Annotated in this window: 16 protein-coding genes and 1 tRNA gene; 5 read left to right on the top strand and 12 right to left on the bottom strand. The window is 71.8% G+C overall.

What is annotated here, in order from left to right; translation table 11 throughout:
• Window positions 1-268: 268 nt before the first annotated feature.
• On the bottom strand, window positions 269-1,780 hold the full coding sequence (locus A5643_RS08410) for a flavin-containing monooxygenase (protein WP_066853834.1): 1,512 nt from the start codon (window positions 1,778-1,780) through the stop codon (window positions 269-271).
• 82 nt (window positions 1,781-1,862) lie between these two features.
• Window positions 1,863-2,354, bottom strand: coding sequence for a YajQ family cyclic di-GMP-binding protein (locus tag A5643_RS08405; RefSeq protein WP_066853832.1), 492 nt, complete (start codon window positions 2,352-2,354; stop codon window positions 1,863-1,865).
• Between the two features lie 80 nt (window positions 2,355-2,434).
• Between A5643_RS08405 and A5643_RS08400 the strand changes: the two genes are divergently transcribed.
• A tRNA-Tyr gene (locus tag A5643_RS08400) sits at window positions 2,435-2,520 on the top strand.
• 44 nt (window positions 2,521-2,564) lie between these two features.
• Here A5643_RS08400 and A5643_RS08395 read toward each other — a convergent pair.
• From A5643_RS08395 to A5643_RS08380, 4 genes are read right to left on the bottom strand one after another with little or no spacing between them, the layout of a single operon-like run.
• Window positions 2,565-2,753 carry a hypothetical protein gene (locus tag A5643_RS08395; RefSeq protein ID WP_066853830.1) on the bottom strand — a complete coding sequence of 63 codons (189 nt, stop codon included), beginning with the start codon at window positions 2,751-2,753 and terminating at the stop codon, window positions 2,565-2,567.
• Window positions 2,754-2,803: 50 nt separating this feature from the next.
• On the bottom strand, window positions 2,804-3,403 hold the full coding sequence (locus tag A5643_RS08390; RefSeq protein WP_066853828.1) for a lipoprotein LppJ family protein: 600 nt from the start codon (window positions 3,401-3,403) through the stop codon (window positions 2,804-2,806).
• Complete coding sequence (locus tag A5643_RS08385; RefSeq protein ID WP_066853826.1) at window positions 3,400-3,831, bottom strand: pyridoxamine 5'-phosphate oxidase family protein; 432 nt, start codon at window positions 3,829-3,831, stop codon at window positions 3,400-3,402. The genes A5643_RS08390 and A5643_RS08385 overlap by 4 nt, the downstream gene beginning before the upstream one ends.
• A 12-nt stretch (window positions 3,832-3,843) precedes the next feature.
• Window positions 3,844-4,599 carry a DUF3298 domain-containing protein gene (locus A5643_RS08380; RefSeq protein ID WP_082948823.1) on the bottom strand — a complete coding sequence of 252 codons (756 nt, stop codon included), beginning with the start codon at window positions 4,597-4,599 and terminating at the stop codon, window positions 3,844-3,846.
• Window positions 4,600-4,634: 35 nt separating this feature from the next.
• On the opposite strand from A5643_RS08380, the gene A5643_RS08375 reads away from it, so the two are divergent.
• Complete coding sequence (locus A5643_RS08375; RefSeq protein WP_066853824.1) at window positions 4,635-5,108, top strand: DUF309 domain-containing protein; 474 nt, start codon at window positions 4,635-4,637, stop codon at window positions 5,106-5,108.
• Here the strand turns inward: A5643_RS08375 and A5643_RS08370 are convergent.
• Together A5643_RS08370 and A5643_RS08365 are read right to left on the bottom strand one after the other, a co-directional pair.
• Window positions 5,098-5,724, bottom strand: coding sequence for an RES family NAD+ phosphorylase (locus A5643_RS08370; RefSeq protein WP_082948822.1), 627 nt, complete (start codon window positions 5,722-5,724; stop codon window positions 5,098-5,100). The genes A5643_RS08375 and A5643_RS08370 overlap by 11 nt on opposite strands.
• Window positions 5,717-6,244, bottom strand: a complete 528-nt coding sequence (locus A5643_RS08365) for a hypothetical protein (RefSeq protein ID WP_066853821.1) — start codon at window positions 6,242-6,244, stop codon at window positions 5,717-5,719. The genes A5643_RS08370 and A5643_RS08365 overlap by 8 nt, the downstream gene beginning before the upstream one ends.
• A 99-nt stretch (window positions 6,245-6,343) precedes the next feature.
• Between A5643_RS08365 and A5643_RS08360 the strand changes: the two genes are divergently transcribed.
• Window positions 6,344-7,147, top strand: coding sequence for a hypothetical protein (locus A5643_RS08360; protein WP_066853819.1), 804 nt, complete (start codon window positions 6,344-6,346; stop codon window positions 7,145-7,147).
• Here the strand turns inward: A5643_RS08360 and A5643_RS08355 are convergent.
• Window positions 7,134-9,200 (bottom strand): FUSC family protein, encoded by a 2,067-nt coding sequence (locus tag A5643_RS08355; protein ID WP_066853817.1) that lies wholly within the window; start codon window positions 9,198-9,200, stop codon window positions 7,134-7,136. The two genes, A5643_RS08360 and A5643_RS08355, sit on opposite strands and share 14 nt — an antisense overlap.
• Before the next feature lie 168 nt (window positions 9,201-9,368).
• Between A5643_RS08355 and galT the strand changes: the two genes are divergently transcribed.
• Together galT and A5643_RS08345 are read left to right on the top strand one after the other, a co-directional pair.
• Window positions 9,369-10,451, top strand: a complete 1,083-nt coding sequence (gene galT / locus A5643_RS08350; RefSeq protein WP_066853815.1) for a galactose-1-phosphate uridylyltransferase — start codon at window positions 9,369-9,371, stop codon at window positions 10,449-10,451.
• Window positions 10,448-11,533, top strand: a complete 1,086-nt coding sequence (locus A5643_RS08345) for a galactokinase (RefSeq protein WP_066853813.1) — start codon at window positions 10,448-10,450, stop codon at window positions 11,531-11,533. The genes galT and A5643_RS08345 overlap by 4 nt, the downstream gene beginning before the upstream one ends.
• Before the next feature lie 6 nt (window positions 11,534-11,539).
• Here A5643_RS08345 and A5643_RS08340 read toward each other — a convergent pair whose 3' ends face one another.
• The 3 genes from A5643_RS08340 to A5643_RS08330 form a co-directional block, all read right to left on the bottom strand.
• Window positions 11,540-13,912 carry a lysylphosphatidylglycerol synthetase family protein gene (locus tag A5643_RS08340; protein ID WP_066853811.1) on the bottom strand — a complete coding sequence of 791 codons (2,373 nt, stop codon included), beginning with the start codon at window positions 13,910-13,912 and terminating at the stop codon, window positions 11,540-11,542.
• A 119-nt stretch (window positions 13,913-14,031) separates the two neighbouring features.
• Window positions 14,032-15,612 (bottom strand): serine/threonine-protein kinase, encoded by a 1,581-nt coding sequence (locus tag A5643_RS08335; protein WP_066853872.1) that lies wholly within the window; start codon window positions 15,610-15,612, stop codon window positions 14,032-14,034.
• 132 nt (window positions 15,613-15,744) lie between these two features.
• On the bottom strand, window positions 15,745-16,770 hold the full coding sequence (locus A5643_RS08330; RefSeq protein WP_066853809.1) for a TQO small subunit DoxD: 1,026 nt from the start codon (window positions 16,768-16,770) through the stop codon (window positions 15,745-15,747).
• Between the last annotated feature and the right edge of the window lie 68 nt (window positions 16,771-16,838).

Here is a 16,838-nt window from a genome sequence, read left to right as displayed (position 1 = left end):
GGTGTCGACGACGCGTCCGCTGCCGGTGAACCCGTCGGGCCCGGCCGCCGCCAGCGTCGCGGCCAGCACCGCGCGGGTCTCGGCCGGGTCGATCACGTCGTCGATCTCGAAGGCGCGGGCGACGTTGAACGCGGTGACGTGCTCCTGGTCGCCCGGGCGGTGCGGCCGCCGGCGGCGTGGCGGCGGGCGACCTTCTCGGCGCGGGCGGTGTCCTCGGTCAGTGCGCGGCGACGGCGCAGCTCGGCCAGCGACTCGTGGTCCATCCGCGCTAGCCGGCCGCGGCCGGCTCGGCGCGCCGGCCGAACACCATCGCCTCGCCCAGCTTGTCGAAGCGGTAGTCGATGGCGTCGGCGAAGTAGTTCTGCCGCACGTTCCACGGGCGTTTGGTGCCGGATTTGGGCAGCGCGTGCAGGGCGCGCAGCACGTAGCCGGCCTGGATGTCCCACGCCGGTTTCTCCGGCATCGGCTCCGCCCCCAGGTGCGGGTAGGCGTGGGTGTAGCCGCGGGAGGTCATGTAGTCGATCAGCTTCGCGGTGGCCCGGGCGGTCATGTCGGCGCGCAGCGTCCAGGAGGCGTTGGTGTAGCCGACGCACCAGAACAGGTTGGGCACGTCCTCGAGCATGTGCGCCTTGTAGACGAACCGCTCCTGCGGCTTGATCTCGGTGCCGTCCAGGCTCAACCGCACCCCGCCGAGCGCCTGCAGCTGCAGCCCGGTGGCGGTGACGATGACGTCGGCCTGCAGGTGCCGGCCGGATTGCAACACGATCCCGTCGGCGTCGAAACGATCGATGCGGTCGGTGACCACCTCGGCGCGTCCCGCACTGATCTCCTCGTAGAGGTCGGCGTCGGGAATGAGGCACAGCCGCTGGTCCCACGGGTTGTAACGCGGCTTGAAGTGCACGTCGACCGGATAGCCCGCGGGCAGGTTGGTCACCGCCTGGCGGCGCAGCAGCCATTTCATCAGCGCCGGCGTCTTGCGGGCGAGCAGCCAGACGATGCCCTCGAACACGGCGTTGCGCAGCCGGATGATCAGGTGGGCGAGCATGCGCGGCAGCAATTTTCGCAGCCCGTCGGCGAACGGGCTGAACTTCGACGCCGAGATCAGATAGGTGGGGGAGCGTTGCAGCATGGTCACCTTGGCGGCCTTCTGCGCCATCGCCGGGATCAGCGAGATCGCGGTGGCGCCGCTGCCGATCACCACCACCGAGCGGCCGGTGTAATCGAACTCCTCCGGCCAGTGCTGCGGGTGGATGACGGTGCCGCCGAACGTTTCGATGCCGGGGAATTCCGGGGTGTAGCCCTCGTCGTAGTTGTAGTAGCCCGACCCGAAGAACACGAACCGTGCCCGGTAGGTCAGCGGTGCGCCGTCGCGTTCGACGGTGACGGTCCAGGTGTCGGTGCCGGAGTCCCAGTCCGCGGCGCGGACGTGGCTGTTGAAGCGGATGTGCCGGTCGATGCCGTGCTTGGTGGCGGTGTCGGTCAGGTATTCGCGGATCTTGTCGCCGTCGGCGACGCCTTCCTTGCGGGTCCACGGCTCATACGGGAAGCACAGCGTGAAGATGCTGCTGTCCGAACGCACCCCCGGGTAGCGGAACAGATCCCAGGTCCCGCCGATCCGCTCGCGCCGCTCCAGGATCACGTAGCGCAGGTCGGGGTTGCGTTCGGTCAGCCGGTAGGCCGCGCCGAGGCCGGAGATCCCGGCCCCGATGATCACCACGTCGAACACCCCGCCGTCCTCAGCGGCGGGTTCGGGGCGCGCGTCCTGGGCGGTGACGGTCATCGTCGGCCTCGCTTCCGGGGGAGTGTGGTCTTGCTCACCACGATAGGCACATCGGCCCACGCGGGTCGGCAAGACGCCCGGCTCAGCGGTAGTTGACGAACTGCAGCGCGACGGGAAGGTCGGCCTTCTTCAGCAGCGCGATCACCGCCTGCAGGTCGTCGCGCTTCTTCGACGACACCCGCACCTCGTCGCCCTGGATCTGGGTCTTGACGCCCTTGGGGCCCTCGTCGCGGATGAGCTTGGTGATCTTCTTGGCGTCCTCGCCGGCGATGCCCTGCTTGAGGGTGCCGACGACCTTGAACGTCTTGCCGGAGGGCTGCGGCTCGCCGAACTCGAAGGCCTTCATCGAGATATCGCGGCGGACCAGCTTCTCCTTGAACACGTCGATGGCGGCCTTGATCCGCTCCTCGGTGGAGCTGGTCAGTTCGATGGCCTCCTCGCCCTTCCAGGCGACGGCGGTGTCGGTGCCGCGGAAGTCGAACCGGGTGGCCAGTTCCTTGGCGGCCTGGTTCAAGGCGTTGTCGACCTCCTGGCGGTCAACCTTGCTGACAACGTCGAACGATGAATCCGCCATGGGCTGCGTCCCCTTTCTGCGCGACGGTGGGCGTTTGTGTCTTCTGCCCGCCGTCGTTGTAGTCTGCATACCGCACCCACGCCAGGTTGCCCGAGCGGCCAATGGGAGCGGACTGTAAATCCGTCGGCGTAAGCCTACGCAGGTTCGAATCCTGCACCTGGCACCACTGTTCAGGGCCACCGAACCCGACCCGGTTCCGGGCCGTCGAGGTCAGCTGGAACGCGGCGGATGATCGTCGTCGGCTTCGACGTACCGCCAGTGATCGGGCGCGTAATAGATTCGCTTGCCGTTCTGGCGGTGGACGCACAGCACTCCGCCGCGGAGGAACTCGTAGGCGTCGTGGCTCTTGTACTTCTCCGCCAGGGAATCTTTCTGCTCCAGGTGCACCTTGAAGGACATAACCGGGAGCCTGCCATGACCACGGCGGCCGCGCAGCGCGAGGCCGGGCCTCACCACAGCTGGCCGGTGACGTCGGTGCCCTCGGCGCCGGCGTGCTCGCCCCAGTTGCGGCATTCGCCGAACACCACCGCGCGGGCGCGGCGGGCGTCACCGGGGGTGGCGGAGAGGGCCGCGGCGACCCCGCCCTTGTGCGCGATCCAGGTGTCGTCGCCGGGCGGCGGCATGGTGGTCTGCCAGCCGTGCACGGCCAGCATCACCGAGATGCGCCGTAAGTATTCGGCCGGGTCGACGTCGGCGGGCACCGCGAAGGACATGTCGACCTGCCCGTTGTAGGGCGGGCCGGCGTTCGGGTCGGGCTCGGCGGCGTCGTCGTCTGCGCAGGACCGGAAGAAGAACTGCCCGCTGACCTGCTGCAGGCCGGCGCTGCGCACGACCGCACCGGCGGCGTCGACGACCTGGGTGCGGGTCTCCTCGTCGGAGAGTCCGTCGCGGTGCCCGCGGTGCGCGACCGTGATCGTGATCGCGATGACGGCGCCGACGACGGCGATCGCCGCGATGGCGACGGCGGCGAACCGCCGACCCGAGGGGGGAGCGTCGGGGGTCTTATCGAGGTCGGGGGCCGGGTCGGCTGCGGGGGTCTCGTCGCTCACACGTCGCCGGTGAAATCGTTGGTGCGCCACCGGTCGGGCCGGATGGTGAACAGCACCGCGTCGCCGTCGTCGCCGTGGCGGGCGAACGCCCGGCCGCGTTCCTCGCCGAGGTAGCGCACCGCGATCTCGGTGCGGGCCTCCAGCGGTGCCGGCGTGGTGGCCGCCACGACGGTGCCCTCGATGACCACATACTGGTAGGGCAGCTCCTCGCGCTGCACCACGATCGTCACCACCCCGGCCTGCTGCACCAGGCGGGCGGTGCGGTTATTGACCCCGGTGTTGATCCGGATCATCCCGTCGGGGGTGTAGTCGTACCAGATCGGGATGCTTGCCGGGGGCTGGCCGTCGCCGGTGTTCACGGACAGGACGCAGATGTGTTTCCGGGCGAGGAATTCGGCGCGTTCGGCTTCGGTGAAAGGTCTGGGCATCTCGCTATTCCATCAGGTCGGGCAGCCGTTCTGGCGTAACGGCGCGTCGGAGTCACGCAACGCCAGACGCGGTTTGACCATTCCGGCCGGCACCGGGCCGGTGCGCGTGGCCGGCAGGTAGAAGACCAGATCGTCGCCGTCGAGCAGCCAGGCCCGGTAGCCGTCGGCGTAGTCGCGGCCGGGATGGCCCGGTTCGAAGTCCTCGGCGTGCAGCGGGCTGTCGGCGAGCTGGTCTTCGATGTCGGCGTGGATCAGCGGCGGGATCGCCCGCTGTGGGTCGACGCCGGGGCAGAACAGGTCGCCCAGCTGCAGCCGGCGGTGTGCGGCGGTGTCGAAGGTGAAGGTGGCGAACTCGTCGCTGGGGTGCGGGGTGCCCTGGGTGTAGTAGTCGCTGTGGAAGAGCACCGAGGTGACGTCGTCGCCGTGGTGGAACAGGGTGTGGCTGAGCGTGGCGTTGCTCTCCCGGTCGTCGTCGGCGTCGGACTGGCGGTGCACGAACGACTCGACGTAGTCCTTGAGCACCGGCCCGGCGGCCGGATCCTCCAGCATGCCGACCGGGTAGCTGACCTTGATGTGGGTGTGCTCGCTGCGTCCGGTCAGCGTGCAGCTGCGGGCCGGGGTGTTCCAGGTGCCGCCGAGTTGGCGGCAGAACGCCAGCCCCGGCGCATTCGGGGTGGTCTTGGGGGCCGTCGGCGGGGAGGCGCTGCTGTGGCAGGCGGCGAGCACGGGGAGCGCCAGGACCGCGGCCAGCCACCCGATGCGCGTCATTCGAAGCAGTTTACGACTCCCGGCATGATGGGGGCATGGCTCAACGGGACCGCGACGAGGACGGCCGGCCGCGCAACGCCCGGCCGCGTGACGCGCTGGGCCGTCCGCTGCCGCGCGGCAGCGCCGGGGTGCCCGGCATCCCCGAGGACCTGGAGTTGCCGCCGGCGGAGACCCTCGATTACGCCCAGCGGTTGCTCGACGAGGGCCGCGCGTTCCACGCCCACGAGGTGCTGGAGGCGGCGTGGAAGACCGGGCCGCCCGGCGAGCGGGAGCTGTGGCAGGGGCTGGCGCAGCTGGCGGTCGGCATCACCCACGTGCAGCGCGGCAACCCGGTCGGGGCGGCCGCGCTGCTGGAACGCGCCGCCGAGCGGCTGCGCCGGGTCGGGACGGCGCGCCACGGCGTCGACATCGTCGGGCTGCTGGGCTTCGCCGACGTACTGGGCGAGGCGGTGGCCGCCGGCGACCCGGTCGGGCCGGAGGCGCTGCGACCGCGGCTGACTACCCGCTGAGGTCCCAGCCGACGGTGAAGCCGTGCCGCAGCACCAGGTCGGTCAGCAGGTCGGGGCGCTGTGCGAGTGGCCAGGACTGCACCGTGAACGCCTCGACGGCGAAGATCGCGTAGTTCAGCGAGGCCTCCGGGGTGGTGCGCGAGCGGTAGACCAGCGCATCCAGCCCGTCGGGGGCGGGCCACCAGCGGTGCACCGCGTCGGCGAGGCGCTGGCAGGTCTGCCACACCAGCGGGTGCTGGCCGGTGCTGATCTGGTCGTCCACCCCGAGCAGGTCCAGGTTGCGTTCGGTGCGCAGGTCCAGCACCCGCAGCGGCCGCGCCGCCACCAGCCGGATCAGGTGGTGGCCGGCGTGGTCGGCGGGGATCACCAGCCCGGTGCCGCGGTAGCGTTCCCGCGCCGCGCCCACCGCGGTGGCCCCGGCGTAGCGGGTCCGGAACCCTCCCGATTCGGGGTCGAACCGGAACCGTGGCTCGGGAAAACCGGTCCATGTCCAACCCGCCGGCGCCTCGGCTTCGATCCGCCACAGCTCGGTGCCGGCGGGAACCTGCCGTCGGGCCAGCCCGCTGGGCCGGTCCCGCGGCGGCGGGTTGCGGTAGCCGGCGGCGAGCTCAGGCACCGAGGGCGACCAGCAGCCGCAGCGCGGTCCGGGCGGTGGTCGGGTCGGTCGCAGCGTGACGCAGGGCGTGCGCGATGGACCGGCCGCCGAGTTCGTCGCGGGTCAGCCGCATCACCCGGTCGGCGGCCAGCGGGTCGGTGGTGAACCGGGTGAGCAGCTCCAGGATCTGCGGCAGGTCGGGGTGCAGCCGGTCGCCGTCGAACTGCCACGCCGGGAACCAGGTCCGGTTGCCCACCGCGGCCCCGAGCAGCCGACCCCGGGAGCGCATCCGGTGTACCGCCTGCGGTGTGCCGAGTCCCAGCAGCTGCTGCACCTGCGGGGTCGGCAGCGCGCCGGCGACGAACTCCTGGGCCAGGGCGGCGCGCCGCTGATCGTTGAGCGCCTGGGCGGCAACGCGCTCCAGGTTGCCCTGCGGCTCGGTGGGGGCGGTCAGGAGGGTGTCGAGGACCTCGGCGAAATCACTGTCGCGACGCGCCCGCGCGGCGATCCGGTCGGCGAGGGGGCTGGTGGCGGTGGGCATGTCTCCAGCGTACCCGCCGCTGCCCGCCATTGAAACAATCGAAACAGTCCTGGTTGGGCGCGGGTGGCGGCGGGCCCGCCGATAGCGGAAGATCGCGGCATGGGTTTTGTCGGGTTTCGTCGCGCGGTGCTCTCCGACGCGGAGGTCGCCGCCGCGTTGAGCCGTGCCGTCCGGCTGATCGACCCGATGGTCGTGGTGCTCGCCGACGCCGACCTGTTCGGTCTGAAGGCACGCACCTACCAACCCGGCGGCGGCGACGAGCCGCTCGACCGGGTGCTCGACGGGCTGGCCGTCGCCCTCAACGTCGCCCACGCCCCGGGCACCCGGGCCTGGGCCACCATGGACGTGCGGCACCGGGTGAACTGGTGGGTGCGCCGGGTCGGCGCCGTCAACACCGTCCTGGTCGCCTCGCCGCGGGCGTTCGGACTGCTGTCCGCCGCGCTGCCGGTGCAGGACATGCTCGGTTTCGCCAACCAGGCCATCGTGCTGTGCGCGGTCGCCCGCGAATACGGGGTCACCGACCGCGGTGAGCTGATCCGGCTGCTGGCCGCGGTGCTGTGCAACCGCGACCTCTCCGCCGACGTCATCGCCGAGGCGCAGCAGCACGGCGCCGAGGAGCCGCATCGGCTCGGCGCCAACCCGTTCGCGTTCGCCCGGTCGCTGTGGCGGCTGGCCGGTGTGCTGCGCCGCATCGGCGACGAACTGCACCAGCGGCCGCAGCCGCGGGGCATCTTCCGCCGGCTCGGGGTGCTGCCCGGGGTCGGCGGCGTGGCGGGCTACCTGGGCGAGTACGGCGCGTTGCGCCGGGCCGCCAAGGCCGCGGTCGCCCACCTGCGCCACGACACCCGGCCCGACGCCGACGTCATCCCGATCCGTTCGACGGCCCCGGCTACCAGAGCCTGATGTTCTGAACGCCCAGGTCGGCGGCGGCGTCGACCACCGCGCGATCGATCTGGTGCAGCGCGTGCAGACCGGCCTGCAGCCGCCGGTCGTCGCGGAGCTGCCCGGCGGCGTCCTCGGCGGCGTCGATCAGATCCGCGGAGGACCGCACCGCCGGGTCGCCCTGCTGATCGAGCACCTCGGCGAGGGCGTCGATGTTGGCCCGGGTGGCCTCGGCGGCCGCGGCGATGGCCCGGGCCAGCGGCGCCGAGCCGGGATCGGGGCCCTCGCTGGCCCGGGCCAGGGTGCGCGCGTAGTGATCGCAGGCCTTCAGCAGCCGCAGCCCCCGCCGGATGCTGGTGCGCCCGGCGATCCCGGCGATACCCACCGTCACCGGCTTGGCGGTGGTGCGGAAGTTCTGCAGGCTGCGGTGCAGCACCCGGGCCTGCTCGCTGGGTGCGGTGGTCGGTCCGCCGCCGAGCGCGTCGGCCGAGGTGGTCACCGAGGTGGACAGTTCGGCCAGGAACTCGCACGCCGCCGCCCGGATCGCGGTGCCGGTGCGGGCTGGCAGCACCAGCACCGCCACGCCCACCCCGATCGCGGTGCCGATCGCGGTCTCCTCGATGCGCAGCACCAGCACGTCGACGCTGAACTGGCCCAGCAGCCCGTAGAGCAGCGCGAGCATCGTGGTGATCCAGAAGATCATCAGGCTGTAGGAGACCGTCATCAGGTAGAACGCGAAGAACAGGCAGAGGAAGATCATCGCCACCGCCGCCGCGGTGTTGCCGGAGACCGCGGTGGCGACCAGCACGCCGGAGGGCACGCCGAGCAGCGTGCCCAGCAGCCGCTGCCAGCCCTTGGTCAGGGTTTCGCCGAACGAGGTGGTGCCGGCGAAGGTCACGAACGCGGCGATCACCGCCCAGTACCAGCGATCGGGGGAGAGGGCCTCACCGGCGATGATCGCCAACGTGGTGGCGATGGCGACCTGGATGGCCTGGCGGGTGGTGGGCCGCAGCCCGCTGACCGGGTCCTCGGCGGGTTTGGCCACCGGCGGTGTCGGGGCGGCGACGTCGCCGGCGGCGGCGCCGTGCTCGGCCAACGCCCGCATCCGGCCGATCACCGCGGTGGTGTCGACGACGGCCATGCCCAGCCGGTGCGCATCGGGTCCGCCGCCGACGGCGCGGGCCCGATCGGCGACCGCGGCGAGACCCACCGAGTGCGGGGCGTGCAGTTCGGCGGCGAGCCGGCGCAGCAGCCCGACCAGTTCGGCGCGGGTGGCGGCCGGCAGGCCGGCGTCGGCGGCGCGGGCCGCGGTGATCGCGATGCGCTCCACGGTCAACTCGGCGTCGAAGAGGCGCAGCGACAACTCCGCGCTGGTGACCCCGGGCCACACGGTGGCCGGGTCGACCTTCTCCTCCAGCTGGGTCTGCGCGGACAGCGTCGTGTCGGTCAGCCGCCCCACCCGGATCCGCAGCCGGCGCCGGTGGCGTTCGTCGAGTCGGCCCGCCTGCACGGTCTCGGCGGCGGCGTCGACCACCAGCGCCATCCGGGCCCGCAGCGACGACAGGGTGCGGCGCAGCACCCGTTCGGGCCGTTCGGGCAGCACATAGCTGGTCAGCAGCAGGCTGCACAGGCTGCCCACCACCACCGCCACGATCAGCCACGGCAGCTCGCTGACCTTGGCCTCCAGGAACAGCGTGAAGAAATAGCTCATCACCGTGACCATGCCCAGCGCCGTTCCGCGCGAGCCGAAGCGGCGGGCGTAGACGGCGCTGAAGGTGATCGCGACGAACACCGCGTCGGCGATCGCCTTGAACGGATCCAGCAGCGTGGCCGCGACCAGCGCCGCGGTGGCCGGCAGCGGCAACAATGCCAGCGTGATGCGCCGGGATCGTGCGTCGGGTTCGTTGACCGCCCGCGCCGACACCATCGCGACCACCGCGCCGAGCACCGCCACCGTGAGCGGTTGCCCGGCCGCCGAGGCCACCGCGAAGAGCACCAGCAGGGACAGGCCGAGGGCCATCGTGGTGCGGATCGCCGAGTGCAGGCGCACCAGCCCCGGGTCGGAGCCGATCACCCAGGTACGTACCCGCCTGCCCAGCGCCGGACCGACGACGCGGTCGCGGGGCCTGTCCGCGAGCACGCTTCGACCGTGGCCCTCGCTTCGTTCCGGCACCCGGTGCCACCTCCCGATGGTTGCGCGCTTCCATCGTGCCTTGCGTCCGCGGCATTAAGGTTGCCAACCGTGACCACCCCGACCCGCTGGAGCCTCGCCGACGGCCGCGACCTGCTGTTTTTCTCGCTGCCCGGGCGGGTGCCCGCGCCGGTGGCCGACCGGCGGCCGCTGCCGGTCCGCGACGAGCACCCCAGCGAGCTGCGCTTCGACCGCACCACCGGGCAGTGGGTGATCATCGCCGCGCAGCGCCAGGACCGCACCTACAAGCCGCCCGCCGAACTCTGCCCGCTCTGCCCCGGCCCGAGGGGGCAGACCAGCGAGGTGCCCGCCGCCGACTACGACGTCGTGGTCTTCGAGAACCGCTTTCCCAGCCTGGCCGGCACCGGTGCGGTGCCGGCCACCCCCGCGGACGGATTCGTCGCCGCGCCCGGCGCCGGGCGCTGCGAGGTGATCTGTTTCTCCCCGGAGCACACCGGCTCGTTCGCCGGGCTCAGCGCCGACCAGGCCCGGCTGGTGGTGCAGGCGTGGCGGCACCGCACCGCCGACCTGCTGGCCCGCCCGGGTGTCGAGCAGGTGTTCTGCTTCGAGAACCGCGGCGAGGAGATCGGGGTGACCCTGGCCCACCCGCACGGCCAGATCTACGGCTACCCGTATCTGACCCCGCGCACCACCGTCATGCTCGCCCAAGCCGAAGAGCACCGAAACCGCCACGGCAGCAACCTGTTCGCCGACCTGCTGGCCCGGGAGACCGCCGAAGCCGTCCGGGTGGTGGCGGCCAACGAGCACGCCACCGCGTTCGTGCCGTTCGCGGCGCGCTGGCCGGTGGAGGTCCACCTGTACCCGAACCGGCAGGTGCCCAACCTGACCGGGCTCACCGACGCCGAACTCGACGGGTTCGCCGCGCTCTACCGCGACCTGCTGCAACGCTTCGACCGGTTGTACGACGCGCCGCTGCCCTACATGGCGGCGCTGCACCAGTACCGCGACGACGCCGCGCAACGCGACGGCTATTTTCACGCCGAGTTGATGTCGATCCGGCGCAGCGCCACCAAACTGAAGTACCTGGCCGCTTCGGAGTCGGCGATGGACGCGTTCATCGCCGACGTCACGCCCGAGTCGGTGGCGGCCCGGCTGCGCGAGGCGGCGCGATGAGCATCCGTTACGCCGCGCCGGGGCGGATCAACCTCATCGGCGAACACACCGACTACAACGCGGGTTTCGCGCTGCCGATCGCCCTGCCCCAACGGACCATCGCAACCTTCACCCCCGACGGCTCGGAAACCATCACCGCCGCAAGCGGTATCGCCGACGGGCCGGTGCCGATCCCGCTGGACACCGCCCCCGGCGGCATCGACGGCTGGGCGGGTTACGTCGCCGGGGTGATCTGGGCGTTGTGCCGGGCCGGACATCGGGTGCCCGGCGGGCGGCTGGTGATCGACAGCGAGGTGCCGATCGGGTCGGGGCTGTCCTCGTCGGCGGCGCTGGAGTGCGCGGTGCTCGGCGCGCTGACCACCGCCGCCGGCATCACGCTCGACCGGATCGAGCAGGCGCGGCTGGCCCAGCGCGCCGAGAACGACTACGTCGGCGCGCCAACGGGTCTGCTCGACCAGTTGGCGTCGCTGTGCGGCGAGCCGGCCACCGCGCTGCTCATCGACTTCCGCGACATCACGGTCCGTCCGGTCGACTTCGACCCGTACGGGCACGGGGTGGCGCTGCTGCTGATCGACTCACACTCCCGCCACGAACACGTCGGCGGCGAGTATGCGCAGCGCCGGGCCTCCTGTGAGCGGGCCGCCGCGGCGCTGGGCGTCGCCTCGCTGCGGGAGGTGGCCGATCCCGAAACGCTGGCGGCCGTGGAAGACCCCGTGGATGCCCGCCGCGCCCGCCACGTGCTCACCGAGAACCAGCGGGTGCTGGAGTTCGTTGCGGCGCTGGCGGCCGAGGACTACCCGGCGGCGGGGCGGCTGTTCACCGAGTCGCACACCTCCATGCGGGCGGACTTCGCGATCACCACCGACCACATCGATCTGATCGCGCGCACCGCGGTGGAGGCCGGGGCGCTGGGAGCGCGGATGACCGGCGGCGGCTTCGGCGGTTGTGTGATCGCGCTGGTGCCCGAACCGCGGGCCAAGACCGTCGCCGCGGCGGTGCGCACAGCGGTGGCCGACGCCGGGTATCCCGCCCCGGAGATCACCCGGACCTACGCCGCGCAGGGCGCCGGCGTGCTGCCGTGACCCGCGTCAGATCATTTCGTTGCGGGTCAGCCAACGCATCACCGGCCAGCCGATGAACACCGGCAGCCAGCAGGTCAACACGCGGTAGAGCAGCACCGAGGGCACCGCGACCGCGGCGGGCACCCCGAAGGCGGCCAGCCCACCGATGAGGGCGGCCTCCACCGCGCCCACCCCGCCGGGGGTGGGCGCCGCCGAGGCCAGCGTGCCCCCGACCATGGTCACGATCGTCACGGTCACGAACGTGGTGCCACCGCCGAACGCCTCGACGCTGGCCCACAGCGCCAGCGCCGCGCCCAGGGTGGTGCCGGCCGCGCCGAGCACGATCAGCGCGAGCCGTTTGGGTTCGCGGGCCAACTCCAGCAGGTCGCCGGAGACCTCCTTGAGCCGCGGGCCGATGGCAACCGCCATCCAGCGGCGCAGCTTGGGCACCAGCAGGAAGGTGCCCACCACCCCGAGGGCCACCCCGGCGATCAGGTAGAGCATCGTGGCGCTGGGCACGAAGTGCGACAGGTCCGCCGAGACCCCGGCGGCGGCGCTGAAGAAGATCAGCAGCACCACGTGCACGATCACCTGCACCGACTGTTGCAACGCGACCGCGGCGGTCGCCCGGGTGGTGGTCAGCCCTCCCTTCTGCAGGAACCGGGTGCTCAGTGCCAGCCCGCCGATGCCGGCCGGGGTGCTGGTGGCCGCGAAGGTGTTGGCGATCTGCATGATCGACAGGTTGCGGAAGCTGACCGCGCCGTTGGCGCACGCCCACAGCGCGGCGGCCGCCCCCACATAGGTCAGCGACGACACCGACAGCCCGACCAGCGCCCACCACCAGTTCGCGGTGCGCAGTTGGCTGAAGAAGGTCGGCAGCGTGGAGATGAACGGGTAGGCGACGTAGACCAGCGCGACCAGCAGCACCAGCTGGATGAGCTGGGTGCGGCTGAACCGGGTGAGGGTGGCGTCGCGGATCTCGTCGGTGTGGGTCTGGCGTTTCACCTCGTCGCGGGCGGCGCTGATGATCTTGCCGGCGTCGGGCAGGCCGTCGCGCAGCCGTTTGGGCACCCCGCTCTTGGACAGCCGGCGCGACGCGGTGAGCACGGCGTCACGCCCGAACGCGCCGATCGCCGCCGCCACCGCCGCGGGCGGGTCGTACAGCGCCGAGGTGGTCACCAGCAGCTGGGCGATGTCGGAGTCGAGCTGGGCGTCGGTGGCCCCGTACTCGGCGCTGCCGAACCCGCCGAAGAGCACCGTGTCGTCGTCGACGGTGATCTCGTGGCCGCGCAGGTCGCCGTGGGAGATCTGCTCCTCGTGCAGGCTGCGCAGCGCCGCCCACACCCGGCTGACCGGGGTGGACTCCACGCAGTCGGGCAGCGGGACCCCGCGCGGCGGGGTGTCGGCGTGCAGCGTCCAGCCTCGGTCCAGGGCGGTGACCGCGATGGTGTCGGTGTTGGCCAGGTCCAGCTGGTTGGCGGCGATGATCATCAGTCCGCGGTGCTCGACGACGCGGCGCATCGACGCGTGCAGCGGGGCGGTCTCGGTGTCGCGCAGCCGCAGCTTGCGCCAGATCTGCCGTACGGCGCCGCCGCTGCGCTGGTTGGGGCCGTAGAGCCGCACCGTGGCCGGGGTGTCGGCGGTGGAGGTGGCGGCCAGCACCAGCGGGCCGGGACCGGCCGGGCGGACCACGCTGAGCGCGTCGACGCGGTAGCCGCGGCGGGCCAGGGCGCGCACCGCGCCGTCGAGGGGCACCTCGAGTGCGGGGGTGCCGACCACCAGGATCACCAGCGCGCCGACGAACCAGCCGGTCGCCAGCCCGAGCACCGAGCGGGCCGGCACCACCGCGCTGATCACCAGGTGGATCGGGATGAACGCCAGCAGCAGCGCCCACCAGGAGCGCCGCCAGCGCGGCGGCAGCCACGGCCCGGCGACCGCGACCACGGCGGCCAGCATCGCGATCCAGCGCGGGTCGTCGAGGAACTGGGCCAGCTGGGTGTCCAGCCGGTCGGAGAGGTCGAAGTGCCAGCGCGGCGCGGCGAAGCCGTTGCCCCCGATCGACAGCGGGACGAAGGCGCCGGCGGCGGCGACGGTGTAGGCGCCGAGCAGTTTCCACTGCCGGGTGACGATCAGCCCGATGAGCACCACGAACGGCAGCGCCATGATCGCCAGGCCGTAGATCAGGTAGACCAGATTGGCCTGGGTGGGGGAGAGCACCCGCACCAGCCGCGCCACCGAGCGCTCCAGCACGATCCATTCCCGGCGGGTGATCAGCGAGCTGGCGATCACCGCGGCCAGCACGACCGCGGCGATGGCCAGCCGCAGGATGTCGTTGGTGCGCCGGTTGAGCGGCTGCAGCAGGTTTCCGGTAACGCTGATCTCGCGCCCGTCAACTCGCATGGTGTCTTTCCAGCTCGGCGTACGGCCGCGGAGGGTCGGCCTGCCGCTAACTTATCGGGTCGCCCGTCCGGGCCTGCGCATTGGCGACCGAGCCGTGACCTTCCGGGGACCGCGCCGTGTCAGTTGTAGGCGGTGCTGCCGTCCACCGCGCGGGTGGTGCTGATGACCTTCGCGACGCAGTGGTCGCGGTCGAAGCCCTGGTAGCGGCACCAGGCCAGCGCCCCGGCCGAGTTCGGGTAGGTGATGCCCACCACGGTGACCCAATAGTCCGGGGCGGAGAACGTCGACCAGTCCCCGGACCACAGCAGCCGCACCCCGGGGAAGTGGCGGCGCAGCTGCAGGTGTTCGCGCAGCGTCATCGCGTTGTCCCACACCACGCCCTGATCGACCACGCCAGGACGTTTGGAGCTGAGCTGGGGCACCCAACTGTCGGCCAGGCCGATCGCGACGTAGGGGTGATCGTCGCGGGCCAGTTCCCGCAGCCGCTGCTCGGCGATGCCGTCGGTGTCCGCGGCGACCGCCACGGTGGGCGAGACGGTGGTCGTGGTCGTCGTCGTTGTGGTGGTCGTGGTGGTGGGCGCGGGGCTGGGGTAGGCGGTGGTCTCGGTGACGGTGAAGATCTGCGGGGTGGGATGGGCGAGGGTGGTCGCCGGTGCCCGCGCCGAGTCGGCGGGCTGGTTGAGCAGGTAGCCGATGAAGACGCCGACGGTGCCCAACAGCAGCGCGGCGGCGACCGCGATGACCGTCGGCAACATCCACGCGGCCACCCGACCACCGGGCGGGGCTGGCACAGGCTCGGTCTCCGGCGGCGGGGCCGGGCGCACCGCGGGATAGTCGGCGGCCAGCATGGTGGCGGCTTGGTCGGGGGCGGTGCCCGCCAGGGCGCGGTGGGCGGCGCGACCCAGTGCGCCGGCGCTGCCGTATCGGTCGTCGGGTTCTTTGGCCATCCCGCGGGCGATGACATCGTCGAAGCGGGACGGCAGGTGCGGGTTGGTGTCGGTCGGGCGCGGCGGCGGCGCGGTCAGGTGCGCGGCGATCGACTGCTCCAGCGTGCGGCCGGGGAACGGCGGTTTGCCCGACAGGGTTTCGTGGAGCACACAGGCCAGCGAGTACACGTCGGTGGCCGCGGTGGTGGGCTGGTCGCTGAACCGTTCCGGCGCCATGTACTGGCAGCTGCCGATGCGTTGCCCGGCCAGGGTCAGGTGGGTGTCGTCGCGGGACTCGGCGATCCCGAAATCCAGCAGGTAGGCGAAATCGGCCGAGGTCACGATGATGTTCTGCGGCTTGACATCCCGGTGGACCAAACCGGCGGCGTGCGCGGCATCCAAAGCGGCGGCGATCTGGGCGACGATGTCGACCGCGCGCTGCGGTTCCAGCGGCCCGCCGGCCAGCAGCTGGCTCAGCGTCTGGCCGCGGACCAGGCGCATGTCGATGTAGAGGTTGCCGTCGATCTCGCCCCAGTCGTGGATCGGAATGACGTGCGGTTCCTGCAGGATCGCCGCGGCGTGCGACTCGCGCTGGAAGCGGGTGCGGAAGTTCTCGTCGTCGGAGAACTGCTGCGACAGGATTTTCACCGCCACCGTGCGGCGCTTCTCGGTGTCGTAGGCCTCGTAGACCTCGCCCATCCCGCCCTTGCCGAGCAAGCGACGCAGCCGGTATTTCCCGAACGTCCGCTCCGACGGTGAAGGGGTCGCGGTCACCGACGTCTCCTTTGACACGACTCCGCTGATGACAGTGAGTATCTCCCGCGGGTCGGACATTCGGTCCGGGTTTGCGGCAACGCGAACATCGGACCCCGGGCCGGACCGCGGCACGGGGTGCGGGAATCGCGCTCAGTCGCCGATGCGGGAGTGCCAGGCGGCGCCGCTGATGTCGGTCAGCGTCAGCGTGTAGGAATGCGCCGGGTCGAAACCGTCGGCGGGCAGCGTTATCTTCGCGCGCGCCCCCAGCGGCACGATCAGGCTGTGCGCGCCGGGTTCGACGGAGGCGACGTACCGGTTGTCGATGGCGTCGGCGGACAGCCGGCTGAGCTGCGCACCGTCGAGGTGCAGCAGCGGCTTTCCGGTGCTGTCGTCGGTGACGTCGATGCCGATGAGAAACGCCCCGTACACGTCGGCACCTTCGGTGCGGTACACCTCGAAGGTGACGGTGTCGCCGTCGAATTCGGCGTCGATGATCTCGATCAGCGGGGCCACCGATTTGTTGTGCAGGGTGCCGTACACGCCGCCGTGGAAGTACTGGTTGGTGAACAGCGCCAGCGCGGTGATGACCGCCGCGCCCGCCGCCACCGCCGGGGCTTTGAGCGGGATCGGCCCGGAGGCCACCAGCGGGAACCACCGCCACCGGGTAACGCCGGCGCCGCGGTTGGCGAGCAGGTGGTCGAGCGAGTAGCGGCCGCCGCCGCTGAGGAACAGCGCGAACCCGCACGCCACGCCGAGGATGCCGATCTGCCACTCGTCGAGGCAGGTGGTGCCCAGCCAGCCGGCGCTGAGCAGGATTCCGAACGCGAAGGAGAGCACGCCCAGGCTCATCACCCGGGTGAACAGCCCCAGCATGACCGCCAGGCCCACCACGCCTTCGGCGATGGTGAACACCGTCATCGCGACCTGCAGCAGCCCGGGGTGGGTGAGCAGGTGTTCGATGATCGGGCCGATGCCCAGCGCGTTGGGCAGGAAGTGGTTGAACTTCTCCCCGATGTAGCCCGGCAGGTTCGGGTCGAGCTTGTCCTCGAGGGCCACCCGCCGCCAGAACGCCGAGAAGTAGGTCCACCCGATCACCAGCCGGATCGGCAGGGTGATCAGTCCGGCGGTGTCGAAGGTTCGGGTCGGCTGCGGCGGGGCGGTCGAGGTGTCGGTCACGGCTCCAGTCCAGGTGTCGATGCGCGTCGGTTTGTGTTCACTGGGTCTTCGGGCGGCGGCGGCCCGGC

The sequence above is a fragment of the Mycobacterium sp. 1274756.6 genome, from assembly GCF_001668625.1.
Taxonomy (GTDB): Bacteria; Actinomycetota; Actinomycetes; order Mycobacteriales; family Mycobacteriaceae; genus Mycobacterium.
This window is presented reverse-complemented; position numbering and strand designations above follow the sequence as displayed.